The sequence below is a fragment of the Winogradskyella sp. 4-2091 genome, from assembly GCF_045765065.1.
Classification (GTDB): domain Bacteria; phylum Bacteroidota; class Bacteroidia; order Flavobacteriales; family Flavobacteriaceae; genus Winogradskyella.
In genome coordinates this window covers 70,458-87,748 of sequence record NZ_JBJKOD010000003.1, presented here as the reverse complement: position 1 = coordinate 87,748, position 17,291 = coordinate 70,458, and the positions used below count along the sequence as shown (strand labels likewise).

Below are 17,291 nucleotides of genomic sequence, written 5' to 3'. Positions count from 1 at the left end.
GATAATCATTAGGATTCAGAATATTAAATGCCACTGTACAAATCCATTAGTGTAAACTCACAAACTACTGTTAAAATCTGGAAGATTGAAGAATCCTACGATGCTTTATTTCAACCTTTAGACTTAAAACCACAAAGTTTATCTCGTGTTTTAGGCATGAAAAGTGAACTTCATCAGCGAGGATTTTTAAGCGTAAGACATTTATTGCATGAATTTGGCTATTCAGATCATGACTTGTATTATGATGAAAACGGAAAACCTCATCTAAAAGATGGTAAACAAATTTCCGTAACGCATTCTTTTACGTTTGCTGGCGTTATTGTTAGTGATAAAGAAGTTGGTATAGATATAGAAAAGCAGCGTGATAAAATAGGTGTCATCGCTCACAAATTTATAGATTATGAATACAATTATTTAAAATCTACTGATACTGATTACATAAATAAACTCACTGTTATTTGGGGAATTAAAGAATCACTCTACAAACTTTTTGCTACGCCAGGCATGTTATTTAAAGAACATTTTCTTGTCATTCCATTTGTTATGAAAGATGGCACTACTGTTGCTTGGATAGATTATAAAGATAAAAAGTACAGGTATAATACAGCATTTTTAGAATTTGAAGGATTTACTTGTGCATACGTAATCCCTTAATGAATACTATATTCCTAAATATAATAAACTCTAAAGCTAAGGACGAAAAATTGTTAGCCGTTCTTATCGATCCAGATAAGATGTCTCCAACTAATGTTTCATGCTTTATAGCCAAGGTAAATCAATCCGTAGCAACTCACATTTTTGTTGGAGGAAGTGAAGTCCGTGAAAATGCAACTGAGGTTTTAGTTATTGAAATTAAAAAACACACCAATCTACCTGTTGTCATTTTCCCTGGCGATGTCACTCAAATAACTCAAAAAGCGGATGCGATTTTGTTTCTTTCTTTATTATCTGGTCGTAATCCAGATTATTTAATAGGAAAACATGTTGAAGCGGTTTCAAAATTAAAAAATTCTAATCTTGAAGTTATACCAACAGGCTATATCCTAATTCAAAATGGAAAGAAAACATCTGTGCAACGCGTTAGTAAAACTGAACCAATAAAAAGAGAGGATATAACCCAAATAGTTCATACAGCAAAAGCCGGAGAATTACTTGGTAAAAAACTGATTTATCTAGAAGCCGGAAGTGGTGCAACACACGCCATTGATACTAATATCATTGAAAAAGTAGCTGAACAGATTAATATTCCACTTATTGTTGGTGGAGGAATTAGAAATAAAGCGACAATGAATGCAATTTATAAAGCTGGTGCAGATTTAATAGTTATTGGAAACGCTTTTGAAGAAGACGAAACTTTCTTTAATGAACTGAAAAAGAAATCAGACTGAGTTTTTACCTATTGTAAATGTAGGCAGTCGAAGTCAATTTATAACCTATTGTTTAATTAAAAAGATTACCGTTTTTACGGCAAAAAACATGGAAATATCAGTAGATTTAACACTTTCACCTTTACAAAATGATTACGAAATACATGTAATTAATTTTATAAAAGCCTTACGAGATTCTAAATTTAAAGTTTTAGAAAATCCTTTAAGCACTCAAATTTTTGGACATTACGATGAGCTAATGCCTTTTTTAACCAAAGAAATAAAACGATCTTTTGAAGAAGTAGATATTTCTGTATTAACCATTAAGTTGGTTAAAACTAATAGAAGTGATTATGAACCAGATTTTTGATTTCTTTTTCGGTCAATATGCCGATTACCAAACCGCGGATATTATACTAGAAATTGTTGCTGTAATTTTCGGTTTTCTTTCAGTTTGGTTTTCCAAAAAGAATAATATTTTGGTGTTTCCAACAGGTATGATAAGCACATGTATTTTTGTATATCTGTTACTAAAATGGCAACTTTTAGGAGACATGATGATTAATGCTTATTATTTTATTATGAGCGTATATGGTTGGTATGTATGGACAAGAATGGTAGATGCAAAACACGAAACACCCATATCTAGAACCACAAAAAAGGAAAAACAAATTAGTCTCGCTATATTTATAGCAACATTAGTATTTGTTTTTGTAGTTTATAAAGCCTTTGATAAATGGACAGGCTGGGTTGCTTATGTTGATACCATTACAACAGCTACCTTTTTTGTAGGTATGTGGTTAATGGCAAAACGAAAACTAGAAAACTGGATTTATTGGATAATTGGAGACCTTATCTCAATTCCTTTGTATTTTTACAAAGGTTTTACATTCACAAGTTTTCAATATTTAGGATTCACAGTAATTGCCATTTTTGGATATTTAGCATGGAAGAAAAGCTTAAACAACAACCCAGTAGCTGCGTAAAAGTAGTTTTATTTGGCCCAGAATCAACAGGAAAGACAACTTTGTCTCGTCAACTAGCAAGGCATTATCATTCCGTTTGGGTTCCCGAATATGCTCGAGAATATCTTCAAAACAAGTGGAATAATGAGCGTAAAACTTGCGAACCCAATGATTTATTGCCAATAGCAATAGGGCAAATGAACCTTGAAAACAGTTTAGCCCAAAAAACCAACTCAGTATTAATTTGTGACACAGACTTACTTGAAACTAAAGTATATAGCGAAGCATATTACTTAGGTACTTGTGACCCGATTTTAGATACATATGCTCTAAAAAATTCTTACGACCTTTATTTTTTAACATATATTGACACGCCTTGGGAAGCAGATGACCTTAGAGATAAACCCAATGAGAGAGAACGTATGTTTAAAGCTTTTCAATCAGCTTTAGAAATGCATAATAGACCTTATATACTTTTAAAAGGAAACAAAAAAGAGCGTTTAGAATTAGCGACTAAACATATCGATAAATTATTAGAAAACAACAGATGAAATTCACTAAAGAAGATATAAATCAGATTGCGTCTAAAGGATTAAATTCCGAAAAGATAAAAGCACAAATTGAACTTTTTAAAACAGGAATTCCGTTTACTAATATTTCTAAAGCAGCAACTATAAACAATGGAATCATTGCTTTAAATGACGACACTATTAAAACATACCTTGAGGAATTCAATAACGAAAAGGATAATAAATCGTTACTAAAATTTGTACCTGCATCTGGTGCAGCTACTAGAATGTTTAAGTTTTTATTTCAATTTGTAAATGAATATAATGCAGATGAACAATCTCTTAATGCTTACATCAATAAGAACAAAATAAAGGAATTATCTCTATTTATGGTTGGTATGGAGAAATTTCCATTTTACAATCAAATATTAGAAGTACTTAAGTCTAAAGGCACTGATTTTGAAACCTTACCAAAACATGAACAAGTTTGGCTTTTTGCTAAAACTATGCTAGATGAAGATGAATTGAATTTTGGAAACCAGCCCAAAGGTTTATTACCATTCCATGAGTATAAAACAGACCATGTTTCTACAGCTTTTGAAGAACATTTATACGAAGCCGCATTGTATGCTTCTAGCAAAGGTTTAGCAAAATTACACTTTACAATTTCAGAAACGCATAAAGATAAATTTACAGACGAATTTCTTAAAATTCAGAAAGACGTTGAAGAGAATACTGGTGTAACTTTTGATATCTCATTCTCTTACCAACAGCAATCTACAGACACCATTGCTGTAACTTTAGACAACCAACCGTTTAGAGAATCTAATGGTTCTATTTTATTTAGACCATCTGGTCATGGTGCTCTTTTAAAAAATCTAAACACCTTAGATGCTGATATCATTTTTGTAAAAAACATTGATAATGTTGTAGTCTATAAATACAAAGAAGACATTGCGAAATACAAAAAGGTATTAGCTGGTATACTTCTAAAATTACAAGCTAAAACTTTTGAATATTTACATACTTTAGATGCTAATACTATTTCTGAAGCTACATTTAAATCTATTGAAGAATTCTTAACTTCAGGTTTAAACATTAAGATAACTGATGAGTATAAAAAATATGCTGATCAATATAAAATTGAATATTTACAAGAGAAACTAAATCGTCCAATCCGTATTTGTGGTATGGTTAAAAACGAAGGCGAACCAGGAGGAGGACCATTTTGGGTTAAAGATGAAAAATCTAATCAATCGCTTCAAATTGTAGAATCTGCACAAATAAATTTAGAGGACTCTCAGCAAGCCAATCTACTTAAAAATGCAACTCACTTTAATCCTGTAGATTTAGTTTGTGGTGTAAAAAACTACAAAGGAGAAAAGTTTGATTTAGAAAATTACGTAGATTACAATGCTGCTTTTATAACTCAGAAAACTAAAAACGGAAAAGATTTAAAAGCATTAGAATTACCAGGACTTTGGAACGGAAGTATGGCAGATTGGACCACCATATTTGTTGAAGTACCCATTATTACTTTCAATCCTGTAAAAACAGTAAACGATTTGCTAAAAGCACCACATCAAATTAAAAAATAGTGGACACTAGCTTACTAAAATCTGAAATAACCTATAAATACGTCCGAAGCTCAGGAAGTGGAGGACAACACGTTAATAAAGTATCTTCTAAAGCAGAATTGTATTTTGACCTAAAAAATTCAAATGCTTTAACTGAAGAAGAACGCGAAAAACTCTCAGAATTCTTTAATACGCGTTTAACAAAAGACGGAGTTTTAATGTTGGCTTGTTCTGACAGTAGAAGTCAGTTTAGAAATAAAGCTTTAGTAACACAACGCTTTTTAGAACTAATTAAAGAAGGCTTAAAAGAAGATAAAATCCGTATTGCAACAAGAGTTCCAAGAAGTGTAAAAAAGAAACGTTTAAAAAATAAACGAATCAATGCAGATAAAAAGGCAAATCGTAAACGACCAATTATTGAATAAGATTAAAGTTATCTCACAAAGACGCAAAGCAAAGCTTTACAGATATTATTAGAGAAGCCACGCCTTTAATATAAAAATGGCACATAAACTTTATAGCTTCTTCATACAATTTTGGGTTGCAACAAAAAAATCATCATTCATAATTCGTAATTCTAAAATCTACCTTATCTTTGCCGCGTTCTCAAAAAAGGGGTGCCTATTTGCGGCTGAGATCATACCCATTGAACCTAGAACAGGTAATGCTGTTTAGGAAACGAGCGTAAAGAAAACGATAGTATATTGTTTTTGGTAAACGCAACAGTTATCAATGTTTATTTTTCTACTTCTAATTTATTTTCATTGTATATGCAATGAATAAATTTCAAAAGAAAAAGACATTTTTTAGCTTTGCTTATACCTGTAGCTCAAAACAATTAATTATTAATAATAAAGAATAATTACCTCTTTTTATTCGATTTTAAAACAATCGTAATGAAAAATTTATTTCTTTTTTTAACACTCTTAGTGTTATCAGTCAGCGCTTCAGCGCAAGAAAACCAAAAACAACAAAAAAAAGATTCAACCAAAGTTGAAAAACTAGACGAAGTCTTAGTAAAAGCAGTACGTGTAGATGCAAAAGCACCAATTACCCATAGCAATGTGAGTAAGAAGGATTTGGCAAAACGTAATTTGGGACAAGATATCCCAATGTTGCTTAACTTTTTACCATCAGTGGTTACCACAACAGATGCAGGTGCAGGTGTAGGCTACACTGGCATTAGAGTTAGAGGTATTAGCTCACAATCTACCAATGTAACTATTAATGGAATTCCGTACAATGATGCTGAATCTTTAGGGACGTTTTGGGTTAATTTAGGTGATTTTGCGTCATCAACAGAAAGTCTACAATTGCAACGTGGTGTTGGTACATCTACCAATGGTTCTGGTGCTTTTGGAGCAAGTATCAATGTTTTAACAGATGCTGTTTCTAAAGCTTCATTTGGAGAAATTTCAAATTCTTTTGGTAGTTATAACACAAGAAAGCACACGGTTAAATTTAGTACAGGTTTAATGAATGATCACTTTGAAATTGCTGGTCGTTTATCTAACATTGTTTCAGATGGTTATATAGATCGTGCGTCTTCAGACTTAAAATCTTACTTTTTGCAAGGCTCTTATGTAGATGATAATACCTTAATAAAAGCCATCACTTTTGGTGGAAAGGAAATTACATACCAAGCTTGGAATGGACTTGAAGATTTAGATAAATTAGAAAACGATCGTACGTACAATACTGCAGGAGAGTACACAGATTATGATGGTGTTACTCGTTTTCATGACAATCAAGTAGATAATTATACGCAAAACCATTATCAGTTACATTGGAATCAACGTATTACCAACCAATGGTCTACAACACTTGGACTAAACTACACAAAAGGAAGTGGTTATTTTGAACAATATAAAGAAGGTGAGGACTTTGCAGATTACGGTCTTGAACCTTTAGATTTTAATGGCGAAATAGTAGACGAAACCAATTTAATTAGAAGACGTTGGTTAGATAATGATTTTTACGTTTTTAATGCCAATGCCAACTATAAAAATGACATGATCAACCTTATTTTTGGTGGATCTTATAGTCATTACGATGGTGACCATTTTGGTGAAGTGATATGGGCTCAGTATGCAAGTCAGTCTCAAATTAGAGATCGTTATTACAATGGAAACAGTGTTAAGAATGACCTTTCTGTTTTTACTAAAGCAAACTATAAGCTAAACGATAAAATAAGTCTGTATGGCGATGTGCAAGTGAGAAATGTAACTTATAAAACGACAGGAACAACATCTGACTTAGTAGAATTTGCTGTAGATAAAGACTTTACATTTTTTAATCCTAAAGCCGGAATTACTTACGAATTAAACAATGAAAACAATCTATATTTCTCTTATGCTAGAGCTAACAGAGAGCCAAACAGAACTGATTTTGAAAGCAACGAAAATATAGAAGCAGAACAATTAAATGATTTTGAATTAGGCTGGAGACAGAACAAAGGCAACTTCACGTTTAATGCCAATGCTTATTATATGAGTTATAATGAGCAATTAGTGTTATCCGGAAGATTAGATGACGTTGGTAACCCAATTAGAACAAACAGTGGTAAAAGTTACCGTTTAGGTTTAGAATTAGAAGCTATAATACCAGTAACTTCAAAATTAACATTGCAACCTAATGTAACAATTAGCACTAATAAAAATCAAGAAACGATAATTGACTTTGATGGTGAGTTACAAAACTTAGGAAAAACTGATATTTCTTTTTCTCCAGATTTAGTTGCTGCAAATGCCGTTGTTTTTCAACCTATTAAAAACCTTCAAATGTCATTATTAAGCAAATTTGTTGGTGAACAATTTATGAGTAATACTCAAGCTAAATCATCTTTATTAGATGATTATTTTATCAATGACTTTAACATTAATTACACATTAAAAACAAATTCTGTTTTTAAAGAAATTGTATTTTCTGGCTTAGTGAATAATATATTTAACGAAGAATATATTTCTAATGGATACTACTATACTTATGATGATAGCTGGTCTAATCCAGGAAGTATTACTACTATAGAAGGTGCTGGTTTTTATCCACAAGCCACTAGAAACTTTTTGGTTGGTGTAACTTTAAAGTTTTAATTACTTACCAAATACGTATTATTACCAATATTCTCAACCCTGTACGGCAACAACGTGCAGGAGTGAGAATTATTATTAAATCCTACTCCAGTTGCTAAACTAAATTGATTGGCGTCATTACAATTATTTTCTACAATATCGCCAACGCCTGTTGACACTAAGGTAGTACAAGAAGAAGGCACTAATCCTGGATCTGCTGCATCCCAAGCGTAAAGAATTGATGTACTAGCTCTATAGAGCCAAATACCGCTATTTCCATATCCAGAGACATAAACAGCATTTCCTGTAAATTGCAATTGACTAAATTGAGGAAAATTAGTATTTACGGTTAGGTTAACACCTACATCTAACAAAAAATTACAGTTGTTATTATCATCCGTATTACTACACGAAAATATCACGATGCAACTAAGCGCTAAGAGTATTTTTTTCATCTTCAATTTTAAAAGGCAATTTACGATTAATTCAACTATGCCGTAAATATTTTATATATTTGTATAACAATCTCGTCAGCGCGAGATTTTTTTTATGTTGATTGTATTTCAACATCTTATGATAATAAACGAAGGAATTATGAGTAAAGTATCTTATTACACAGCTGAAGGTTTAAAAAAATTAAGAGAAGAGTTAAACCAACTTAAGGACGTTGAGCGTCCAAAGGCTTCACAGGCCATTGCAGAAGCAAGAGATAAAGGTGATTTAAGTGAAAATGCAGAATATGATGCTGCAAAAGAAGCGCAAGGTATGTTAGAAATGAAAATTTCTAAAATGGAAGAAACCTTATCTGGTGCTCGCGTTATAGATGAATCTCAATTAGACACTTCTAAAGTTTTAGCATTATCTATTGTAAAAATAAAAAACCAAGTTAATGGCATGGAAATGACCTATACTTTGGTGGCAGAAAGTGAAGCAGATTTAGCTTCAGGTAAAATATCTATCAATTCACCAATTGGTAAAGGTTTATTAGGAAAATCTGTTGGAGATGTTGCCGAAATACAAGTACCTAGTGGCACAATGAAGTTTGATATATTAGAAATTTCGAGATAATAAATCACTAATAAAGTAATATTACCATAGTTATAACGTAAAAAAATTCCTTATTAGAGGAATCTTTTTATATTTATAAAAGACTCAACATTTAAAATTATGGCAACACTTTTTACAAAAATAATTTCTGGCGAAATACCATCTTATAAAGTTGCCGAAACTGAAGATTTCTATGCTTTTTTAGATATTAATCCCAACTCAAAAGGCCACACACTATGCATACCTAAAAAGGAAGTTGATAAAATTTTTGATTTAGATGAAGATACATATGCACGATTAATGCAGTTTTCGAGGAAAGTAGCCATTGCTTTAGAAAAATCTATTCCTTGTGAGCGCATTGGCATGTCTGTTATTGGTCTAGAAGTTCCACATGCACATGTTCACTTAATTCCATTACACAGTATGGATGATGCACGTTTTTCTAACAAACAAAAATTAGAACCTCAAGAATTTGAGGACATCGCAAAAAAGATCGCATCAAACTTATAATTTAAATAGAAATTACGCCACTTATTAATAAAATAATGGCAATTAGCACGACCAACACAAATGTGATTATTGCCCAAGAAATTGGTTTTAATTTTAGCGATTTAGGTTTTGTATGTAAACCTCTTTTATGATAATCTACAACTTGTTCTATTCCGTCTGTCCACATTACAGGAAAAATTTGAACTTCACAATTTAGACATCTCATCTCGCTGCGTGTTTCGTTTGTAATTGCTTTATAAAACCTTGTTTCTGTTAACTTTTGCTCAAAAATAAGTTCTAAACTATCGTTAGAATAACACTCAGGGCAATTGTTGTTAATTCTGGCTTCTTTTAATGTGAAAAAATTGAACGAATTCATGTTCAAATTTAGTTAATTTTTCGATACACCGTTCAAAATTATTAAAGTCTATTATCTGATTTATAATTACTTAAACCTGCTTTAACACTATTTGAATTGTTGACCCCTTACCTATTTCAGAAGTTAAGACTTTAATTTTACCTCTGTGATAATCTTCAATAATTCGTTTTGCTAAAGACAAGCCAAGTCCCCAACCTCGCTTTTTAGTCGTATAGCCAGGTTCAAAAATCTTAGTATAAGACGATTTTGGAATTCCTTTTCCTGTATCAGAAATATTAATAAATATTTGACTTTCTTGTTGTGATAATTCTAGTTTTAAATCGCCTTTTCCTTTCATAGCATCGATAGCATTTTTAACTAAATTTTCTATCGTCCAGCTAAAGAGTTGTTCATTTAAGTTAACATGAATTTGGTTATCAGGAATTACGATATCAAAATTTATAAGTTTGGAAGAACGTGACTTTAGATACTCGTAAGACGATTTTGTTACCTCTACAATATCCATTTGTTTTAACGTCGGTGCAGAACCTATTTTACTAAAACGCTCAGTAATGGTTTGTAGTCTGTCTATATCCTTCTCGATTTCTACTATATATTCAGGGTTAACCTGTTCGGATTTTAAAATTTCTGCCCAACCTACAAGTGAGGATAATGGTGTACCTATTTGATGTGCTGTTTCCTTTGCCATCCCAGTCCATAATTTGTTTTGTTCAGCAATTTTAGAACTTCTGTAAAAGAAAAACACAACGGCAGCAAATAGAAAAATTATGAGTAATAGGGCTAATGGATAATATTTAAGTTTATTTAATAAAGGAGAATTACCATAATAAATTGTTTGCTTTACTTTTTTACCTATAACAACAGGTATTGGTTGATTTTCATTTTTAAACTTATTGACCAGCGACTCCAATTTTTTCGGACTCGTTAGAGTTAAACTATCAATATTCCTAGATCTATTAACTTCTCCGTTCTCATCAAGCACAATAACTGGTGTACTAATTATGGTTTGAGTAACGACGTGTGATGTAACAGGATTGACGTCTGTATCTAAATTATCCATGCTGTTGAGATCTATTTGAGCGACAGACCACGTTTTCATTTTTGATCGTTCTTCAATCTTAAAATTTTGAAAAAACGTATAGGTATTCCAAAGAATAAGGGAAATAATAACAAAAGAAGATATAATTATAACCCAACGGATTACATTTCGGTTTAAGCTAAAAGTCATTAGAGAGAATAATTTCAATTTTAAATATAATGTAAATATGTTAATATTATTGTTCTTTAATAAGCACTAAATACTTTTATTGGCTATCGATATTAATTATATTTGTTGAAAATCAGTCAAATACATGGTTTCATTTATCCCTCAAGACTTAAAAACAAGCACATTACACGGTTATTTATTAAGTGCTGTTGCGCCGAGACCTATTGCTTTTGCAAGCACTATGGATGCAGACGGCAATCCTAATCTTTCGCCATTTAGCTTTTTTAATGTCTTTAGTGCTAATCCTCCAATTCTAATATTTTCGCCTGCTAGACGTGTTAGAGACAACACAATAAAACATACTTTAGAGAATGTTGAAGCCACAAAGGAAGTGGTTATAAATGTTGTAAATTATGATATTGTTCAGCAAATGTCTTTATCAAGCACTGAGTATCCTAAAGGGACTAATGAGTTTGACAAAGCCGGTTTAACAATGGTAGCATCAGACCTTATAAAACCATTTAGAGTTGCAGAATCACCTATACAATTAGAATGTAAAGTCAATGAAATTGTAAAATTAGGAACTGAAGGTGGCGCAGGTAATTTAGTAATTTGCGAAGTCGTAAAACTTCATATTACTGAAGAGGTTTTAAATGACGACCAAACAGTTAACCAAGAAGCATTAGATTTGGTTGCTAGAGCTGGTGGAAGTTATTACAGTAGGGCAAAAAAAGGCTTTTTTGAAATCCCTAAACCACTACAAAAAATGGGAATTGGTGTAGATAATATACCAGAACATGTAAGGAATAGCATGATTTTAACTGGTAATAATCTTGGTATGCTTGCTAATGTAGAAGCTTTGCCAACTAAAGAAGAAATAAATAAATTTGTTGATGATATTTCTGAACGTTATCCAGACATTAAATCAGCATCGCATAGAGAGAAACATAAATTGGCTCGAAATTATTTGAGCTTTGGAGACGTAAAAAGTGCTTGGAAGTTATTACTTTCGTAGCCTCAAATTAAAAAAGAATTATATAAATTATAGATTAAGCAAAAATGGAAGTACAAGGACGTATTAAAATGGTAGGAGAGACTCAAACTTTTGGTAGTAATGGGTTTAGAAAAAGAGAAGTTGTAGTCACTACAGAAGAGCAATACCCACAACACATTATGGTGGAGTTTGTTCAAGATAAGTGTGATTTACTTAACAGCTATAAAGAAGGACAACAAGTTAAAATAAACATCAACTTAAGAGGAAGAGAATGGGTTAATCCACAAGGAGAAACTAAATACTTTAACTCTATCCAAGGTTGGAGAATAGAAGCTTTACAAGCGGCTGCAAGTGGAGATATGCCACCTGTACCACCAACGGAAGCTTTTGAGCCAGTAAGTGATTTAAACGAAGGTGATAACGACGATTTACCATTCTAAGTCGTTAATCAAATAGATATAAGTAAGACTTGTTTTTTATAAAAACAAGTCTTTTTTTATGCCGTTTAACTAGGAAAGGTCATTAAAATAAAAAAGTCCCGATGGTTAGTCAGGACTTAGTATTTTGGTTTTAGGTTTAACCTTTATAAGTAAATTAAAAAAAGCAATGATGAACAAAAATTTAATTTATAAAGATTAACTCAAATATGGTGAAAATTCTGTTAGTTTCAAAGCTAAAAAAGCCTTAATTTCACTAATAGGTAACGAATTCCGTTAATAACAATGCACTTTTTAACTCAAAAAATAGAATTTCCTGATATTACTGAAGCCTCTGCAGATGGGCTTTTGGCTGTTGGAGGCGATTTATCTACGGAGCGCCTTATAAATGCATATAACAACGGAATTTTTCCGTGGTTTGATCCTGCAGAACCTATTCTTTGGTGGTCACCAGATCCTCGATTTGTATTATTTCCAGAAGACTTAAAAGTCTCTAAAAGCATGAAGCAAATTTTAAAGAAAGACACTTTTAAGGTGACCATAAATAAAGCTTTTAAAGCTGTTATTGAAAATTGCGCAATAGCTAAACGCGAAAATCAGCATGGCACATGGATTACTGACGATATGATAAAAGCATACTTAAAATTACATGAACTCGGTTACGCAAAATCCATAGAAGTATGGCAAAATGATGAACTTGTTGGCGGATTATATGGCATAGAAACCAACGATTCCGTTTTCTGTGGAGAAAGTATGTTTGCTAAAGTTAGTAATGCTAGTAAGGTTGGCTTTATTACTTTTATTCAAAACTCTAATTACAAACTGATTGACTGTCAATTACACACCAAGCATTTAGAAAGTTTAGGTGCTAAGCATATTTCGCGATCAGAATTTATTCAATTTCTTTAAAATAAGCTTTCAATTTAGTTTCAATTTTGCTTGAAGCAAATAGTTTAAACTTCATCATATCTAAAACAAGATGTTTCATGGTCGTTTACCATACCTGTCGCCTGCATGTGCGCATAGATAACCGTAGAACCAACAAATTTAAAACCTCGCTTTTTTAAATCTTTACTTATAGCATCACTAATTGGCGTATTTGCAGGTGCATTTTTATAATTTCCAACCTTATTTTTAATAGGTTTTCCATCTACAAAATCCCAAATATATTTTGAAAAAGAACCATAATCTTCCTGAATTTTCATATAAGCCTGAGCATTAGTTACGGTGGCATTTACCTTTAATTTATTTCTAATTATGCCAGCATCTTGCAATAAAGCTTCAACTTTATCAGCTTTATAATTGGCAATTTTTTTGTAGTCGAAATCATCAAAAGCCTTTCTAAAATTCTCTCGCTTTTTTAAAACAGTAATCCAGCTTAAACCAGCTTGAAATGTTTCTAACATTAAAAACTCAAACAACGTATCATCATCATAAACAGGTTTTCCCCATTCTTCATCATGATAGGTTTCATATAAATCGTTACCAACGCACCAACCACATCTGTTTTTATTCATATTGTAAGGATTTTAAAATAGTGCTACTAATGTAACAACAGTTGCACAAAAAAATGCAATGCAATCTTATTTTTGTTATATGAACACAGATACACTCGCAATAAATACAATTATTTCAGAAAGTCTAGAAAAAAGTATGACTTATCCTGAATACAGAGCATTAGTTATAAACTTAGTTGAAGAAAACTCTTCCACTGGTAATGACAAATCTGAAGCAATGGCAAATTACACACAGTTAAACGATAGACGAATGAGACGTTGGGATAAAACTGGAAAAGTTGCTGAAGACTTAAAGACCAAATTTAAAGATTTTGATAAGAAAATCACTTGGTTAGTTATTTCGGAAAGTTGGTGTGGTGATGCTGCTCACATAATGCCAATTATTCATAAAGCTGCAGAACTCAATGATAATATTGATTATAAAGTGGTACTAAGAGATGAAAATGAGTCTTTAATGAATCAGTTTTTAACTAATGGCGGAAAAGCAATACCTAAGTTAATAATGCTAGATTCTGAAACCAATGAGGTCTTAAATACTTTTGGTCCAAGACCAACAGTTGCAACTAATATGGTTAAAGCTTATAAAGAAGCGCATGGTGTTATTACTGCAGAATTTAAAGAAGACCTTCAACGTTGGTATAATAAAGACAAAGGGCAATCTACTTTAGAAGATTTGGCAAATTTGATTGGTTAAATTCTATTTGCCTTTAAACAAAAATATTATTGTTCCTAATTGATCGTTTCTATCAGAACTATTAAACTCAACAGACTTTGCGTAAGCAATTGCATGGTCTACTAAACACTTATTACTAGAGTTAGACGAACCATTGACATAAGCATCATAAACATTACCAGAGCCGTTAACTTTAATATTAACTACTATTTTTCCGCCAACCTCACAGAGATAACGCGGAATCTTATAATATGCTAAAGTTCTCCCTTTGAGCGAATAGGTTAATGTACCTTTATTTTTAGCATGCTCATCAGCTTGCTTTTTGTTTTTTAAGCGCTGTTGTAATTCTTCTTGTAGTTTTTTGTAAGAACTGGTTTCATCAGTATTTAAAGCATATTCACCTGAATTAGCATACGATTTACTAGCACTCGTTTCTTCAGTCTCTTCTGCGCTTTCTCTTGCCTCTTCTATGGCTTTAGTCGTTCGCTCAAAATCATTTGCACTAACTGATTTAAAGTTGCGCATCATGTCCTTGTATTCCTGATCTTCGTTAAAAGCTTTATTGGTAGACTCAGCATTTAAATCTTCAAGCTTTTTAATGTCTTCTTCCGTTTTTTCTGGTTCGGGTTCTAGAAGATAATAGCTTTCACTTATGAGATCTCCTTTAAGTTTTAACTGCGCACTAAACAATACAAGAACTACAATTCCTGAAAGAAGAATTGTAATAATTAATGCCTTATGTTTATCAAGTAAGTTCAGAGTAGTAAGCGATTTATATGATATTTTATATACGAATATAACAACGAAATAGTTTAAATACCAATATTAAACCCTTGTTAAATCAATCTTTAGAAGGTAAACCGGCTATAAATTCTTCAGGAGTTAATCCATCTTCAACTTTAAAATCTCCAATCCTTGTGCGACGTAGAGCCGATAAATGAGCACCAGAGTTTAAGGCTTTACCAAAATCATTTGCCAAAGATCTTATGTAAGTTCCTTTACTACAAACCACTCTAAAATGGAGTTCTAAACCATCAATCTTTGTAATTTCAAATTCTGAGATTTCTACTTGTCTCGATTTAATTTCAACCTCTTCTCCTGCTCTTGCAAACTCGTATAATCGCTTTCCGTCCTTTTTAAGCGCTGAAAAAACTGGAGGATATTGATCTATCTTTCCTATAAATTGGTGCGTAGCCTCGTGAATTAATTCGTCTGTTATATGCTCTGTTGGAAAAGTTTCCGTGACTTCTGTTTCTAAATCATAAGAAGGTGTTGTTCCACCTAAAACAAAAGTCCCTGTATATTCTTTTTCTTGTCCTTGAAACGTATTAATTTGCTTAGTCATTTTACCTGTGCAAATCACTAACAAACCTGTTGCTAAAGGATCTAAAGTCCCAGCATGACCGACTTTTATTTTTTTAATATTGAAAGCATGCCTTATTTCCCAACGCAGTTTATTTACAGCCTGAAAAGAAGTCCAGGTCAATGGCTTATCTATAAGTAAGACTTGGCCGTTTAAAAAATCGTCTTTTGTTTGCATTAAATTTGAGTCCAGATTATTGCTATTACACCTACAACTACACAATAGATAGCAAAATAGGTTAATTTACTTTTCTTAACCAAAGCAATCATCCAGGTACAAGCGAATAAACCCGAAACAAAAGCTGCAATAAAACCAACGCTTAAATAAGTAAAACTTGTACTACTATAGGTTAATTCGCCAGATAAAACATCTTTAGCTATTTTTCCAAATATTAATGGCACAACCATTAAAAATGAAAATCGAGCCGCTTTGGTTTTGTCAATTCCTAGAAGAACTGAAGTAGAGATAGTAGCACCAGATCTAGAAATACCTGGTAACATGGCTATGCCTTGAGCAATCCCAATTATAAATCCGTCTGCTAATGATACTTTTTTATGTGTTTTCTTAGCTCTATCTGCTAAAAACAGTAATAATGCTGTGACTATAAGCATTGCACCTACTAACAGAATATTATTACCAAAGAGTTGTTCAAAAACGCGTTCGTATTTGTAACCAATAATCACTGCAGGAATCATGGATACAATAATCTTGAGTGAAAACTTAGATTCTTCTGTCCACTTTAATGTCGTTATGCTAGTAATTATACCTTTAATAATCTCTAGAATATCTTTTCTAAAGATAACCATAGTACTTAATGCCGTAGCAAAATGAAGAACTACGGTAAACATTAAACTTTCTTCTGGTATAGCATCACTGCCAAGAATGGCTTTTCCTAGCTCTAAATGACCACTAGATGATACAGGCAAAAACTCGGTAAGTCCTTGGATAATTCCTAAAATAACAGCGTCTATAATTTCCATGGGACTAAAGTATCAATTAAGGGAAGATACGTAGCAAAAGTAAACAAATTGAGTGTTATTTTTTGGATTCTTTATTTGGATTTAAAAGAATAGCATAAACCTGAATACCAAAACCAATAAGCACTAAAGTTGGTGCTAAACGAATACGTCTCCAGCTGTAAATAGATTCATCAAAAACGTTAGGATCATCGCTTCCTCCACCAGACATTAGGATAAACCCAATAACGATAAATGCTAAACCTATAAATAAGAATTTGTAGTTTTTCTTTCCAAAGATAAATTCGGATTTAGATTCTTCTTTTCTTTTTTGCTCTCCCATTAGTTTTTAAATTCTGAATAAAGGATTTGACCATCAATCTCCAACTGTGCTATATGTCTTGTTGGTCCATACAGTAAAATTGGTAGATGCAAAGTAACGGTTTTATTTAAAACTTTTGCGTTAAGGGAATCTAAATTTAAACCAGACTCTATACCTCTATTAATATAAAATCGTTCTCCTTGATCTCCTGTGAAACCAATATCGAATGTTGGTCCTGCTCTAAGTTCGATTATTTTTGCTGTTACCACCTTACATTCTGATGGTTTTGGGTTTTGAATTACACACGACTTAAAAAAGAGAACTGGTACTAAAACTAAAGACAAAACAATAATAATGGCATTTCTAACTGAGGATTTCATTGTTGGCGTTTTCAGTAATAACGAAAAGCAAACATTTT

Annotated in this window: 23 protein-coding genes; 14 read left to right on the top strand and 9 right to left on the bottom strand. The window is 32.1% G+C overall.

The window, feature by feature from the left end; all coding sequences use genetic code 11:
* The first annotated feature begins 27 nt into the window (after positions 1–27).
* From ACJBCC_RS04975 to ACJBCC_RS04940, 8 genes are all read left to right on the top strand, one after another.
* The gene (locus ACJBCC_RS04975; protein WP_299102327.1) at positions 28–654 is read left to right on the top strand and encodes a 4'-phosphopantetheinyl transferase superfamily protein; all 627 of its coding nucleotides are present in this window, start codon (positions 28–30) and stop codon (positions 652–654) included.
* Positions 654–1,388 carry a geranylgeranylglyceryl/heptaprenylglyceryl phosphate synthase gene (locus ACJBCC_RS04970; RefSeq protein WP_299102329.1) on the top strand — a complete coding sequence of 245 codons (735 nt, stop codon included), beginning with the start codon at positions 654–656 and terminating at the stop codon, positions 1,386–1,388. Before ACJBCC_RS04975 ends, ACJBCC_RS04970 begins: the two co-directional genes overlap by 1 nt.
* Before the next feature lie 88 nt (positions 1,389–1,476).
* On the top strand, positions 1,477–1,737 hold the full coding sequence (locus ACJBCC_RS04965; protein WP_299102331.1) for a hypothetical protein: 261 nt from the start codon (positions 1,477–1,479) through the stop codon (positions 1,735–1,737).
* The gene (pnuC, locus tag ACJBCC_RS04960) at positions 1,721–2,353 is read left to right on the top strand and encodes a nicotinamide riboside transporter PnuC (RefSeq protein ID WP_299102333.1); all 633 of its coding nucleotides are present in this window, start codon (positions 1,721–1,723) and stop codon (positions 2,351–2,353) included. Before ACJBCC_RS04965 ends, pnuC begins: the two co-directional genes overlap by 17 nt.
* Positions 2,314–2,883, top strand: coding sequence for an ATP-binding protein (locus ACJBCC_RS04955; RefSeq protein ID WP_299102335.1), 570 nt, complete (start codon positions 2,314–2,316; stop codon positions 2,881–2,883). Before pnuC ends, ACJBCC_RS04955 begins: the two co-directional genes overlap by 40 nt.
* Positions 2,880–4,439 (top strand): DUF4301 family protein, encoded by a 1,560-nt coding sequence (locus tag ACJBCC_RS04950; protein ID WP_299102337.1) that lies wholly within the window; start codon positions 2,880–2,882, stop codon positions 4,437–4,439. Before ACJBCC_RS04955 ends, ACJBCC_RS04950 begins: the two co-directional genes overlap by 4 nt.
* A complete protein-coding gene (gene arfB / locus ACJBCC_RS04945) occupies positions 4,439–4,843 on the top strand; it encodes an alternative ribosome rescue aminoacyl-tRNA hydrolase ArfB (protein WP_407556552.1) in 405 nt (134 codons plus the stop codon). Before ACJBCC_RS04950 ends, arfB begins: the two co-directional genes overlap by 1 nt.
* 471 nt (positions 4,844–5,314) lie before the next feature.
* The gene (locus ACJBCC_RS04940) at positions 5,315–7,510 is read left to right on the top strand and encodes a TonB-dependent receptor (RefSeq protein ID WP_407556551.1); all 2,196 of its coding nucleotides are present in this window, start codon (positions 5,315–5,317) and stop codon (positions 7,508–7,510) included.
* On the opposite strand, the gene ACJBCC_RS04935 is transcribed toward ACJBCC_RS04940, so the two are convergent.
* A complete protein-coding gene (locus tag ACJBCC_RS04935) occupies positions 7,507–7,944 on the bottom strand; it encodes a hypothetical protein (RefSeq protein ID WP_299102343.1) in 438 nt (145 codons plus the stop codon). The two genes, ACJBCC_RS04940 and ACJBCC_RS04935, sit on opposite strands and share 4 nt — an antisense overlap.
* A gap of 139 nt (positions 7,945–8,083) precedes the next feature.
* Between ACJBCC_RS04935 and greA the strand changes: the two genes are divergently transcribed.
* Both greA and ACJBCC_RS04925 read left to right on the top strand, forming a co-directional pair.
* Positions 8,084–8,557, top strand: coding sequence for a transcription elongation factor GreA (greA, locus tag ACJBCC_RS04930; protein WP_299102345.1), 474 nt, complete (start codon positions 8,084–8,086; stop codon positions 8,555–8,557).
* Positions 8,558–8,656: 99 nt separating this feature from the next.
* On the top strand, positions 8,657–9,046 hold the full coding sequence (locus ACJBCC_RS04925) for an HIT family protein (RefSeq protein WP_407556550.1): 390 nt from the start codon (positions 8,657–8,659) through the stop codon (positions 9,044–9,046).
* Between the two features lies 1 nt (position 9,047).
* Here ACJBCC_RS04925 and ACJBCC_RS04920 read toward each other — a convergent pair whose 3' ends face one another.
* Both ACJBCC_RS04920 and ACJBCC_RS04915 read right to left on the bottom strand, forming a co-directional pair.
* On the bottom strand, positions 9,048–9,404 hold the full coding sequence (locus ACJBCC_RS04920) for a hypothetical protein (RefSeq protein ID WP_407556549.1): 357 nt from the start codon (positions 9,402–9,404) through the stop codon (positions 9,048–9,050).
* 70 nt (positions 9,405–9,474) lie between these two features.
* Positions 9,475–10,632 (bottom strand): HAMP domain-containing sensor histidine kinase, encoded by a 1,158-nt coding sequence (locus ACJBCC_RS04915; protein WP_299102559.1) that lies wholly within the window; start codon positions 10,630–10,632, stop codon positions 9,475–9,477.
* A gap of 124 nt (positions 10,633–10,756) precedes the next feature.
* On the opposite strand from ACJBCC_RS04915, the gene ACJBCC_RS04910 reads away from it, so the two are divergent.
* The 3 genes from ACJBCC_RS04910 (at position 10,757) to aat (ending at position 12,951) form a co-directional block, all read left to right on the top strand.
* A complete protein-coding gene (locus tag ACJBCC_RS04910; RefSeq protein ID WP_299102355.1) occupies positions 10,757–11,626 on the top strand; it encodes a flavin reductase family protein in 870 nt (289 codons plus the stop codon).
* 44 nt (positions 11,627–11,670) lie between these two features.
* Positions 11,671–12,045, top strand: coding sequence for a DUF3127 domain-containing protein (locus tag ACJBCC_RS04905; protein ID WP_299102356.1), 375 nt, complete (start codon positions 11,671–11,673; stop codon positions 12,043–12,045).
* 282 nt (positions 12,046–12,327) lie between these two features.
* Complete coding sequence (gene aat, locus ACJBCC_RS04900; protein ID WP_299102358.1) at positions 12,328–12,951, top strand: leucyl/phenylalanyl-tRNA--protein transferase; 624 nt, start codon at positions 12,328–12,330, stop codon at positions 12,949–12,951.
* 44 nt (positions 12,952–12,995) lie between these two features.
* Here aat and ACJBCC_RS04895 read toward each other — a convergent pair whose 3' ends face one another.
* Entirely contained in the window at positions 12,996–13,559 is a 564-nt protein-coding gene (locus ACJBCC_RS04895) for a DNA-3-methyladenine glycosylase I (RefSeq protein WP_299102360.1), read from the bottom strand.
* Between the two features lie 79 nt (positions 13,560–13,638).
* Between ACJBCC_RS04895 and ACJBCC_RS04890 the strand changes: the two genes are divergently transcribed.
* Positions 13,639–14,253 carry a thioredoxin family protein gene (locus tag ACJBCC_RS04890; RefSeq protein ID WP_299102362.1) on the top strand — a complete coding sequence of 205 codons (615 nt, stop codon included), beginning with the start codon at positions 13,639–13,641 and terminating at the stop codon, positions 14,251–14,253.
* Positions 14,254–14,256: 3 nt separating this feature from the next.
* Here the strand turns inward: ACJBCC_RS04890 and ACJBCC_RS04885 are convergent, their stop codons facing one another.
* From ACJBCC_RS04885 to ACJBCC_RS04865, 5 genes are all read right to left on the bottom strand, one after another.
* Positions 14,257–14,922: a hypothetical protein gene (locus ACJBCC_RS04885; RefSeq protein WP_407556548.1), complete on the bottom strand. Its 666-nt coding sequence runs from the start codon at positions 14,920–14,922 to the stop codon at positions 14,257–14,259.
* Between the two features lie 151 nt (positions 14,923–15,073).
* Entirely contained in the window at positions 15,074–15,772 is a 699-nt protein-coding gene (gene truB / locus ACJBCC_RS04880; protein WP_299102366.1) for a tRNA pseudouridine(55) synthase TruB, read from the bottom strand.
* Entirely contained in the window at positions 15,772–16,575 is an 804-nt protein-coding gene (locus tag ACJBCC_RS04875; RefSeq protein WP_299102368.1) for an undecaprenyl-diphosphate phosphatase, read from the bottom strand. The genes truB and ACJBCC_RS04875 overlap by 1 nt, the downstream gene beginning before the upstream one ends.
* 55 nt (positions 16,576–16,630) lie before the next feature.
* Positions 16,631–16,894, bottom strand: a complete 264-nt coding sequence (locus tag ACJBCC_RS04870; protein WP_299102370.1) for a DUF3098 domain-containing protein — start codon at positions 16,892–16,894, stop codon at positions 16,631–16,633.
* Positions 16,894–17,253, bottom strand: coding sequence for a hypothetical protein (locus tag ACJBCC_RS04865; protein ID WP_299102372.1), 360 nt, complete (start codon positions 17,251–17,253; stop codon positions 16,894–16,896). Before ACJBCC_RS04865 ends, ACJBCC_RS04870 begins: the two co-directional genes overlap by 1 nt.
* Between the last annotated feature and the right edge of the window lie 38 nt (positions 17,254–17,291).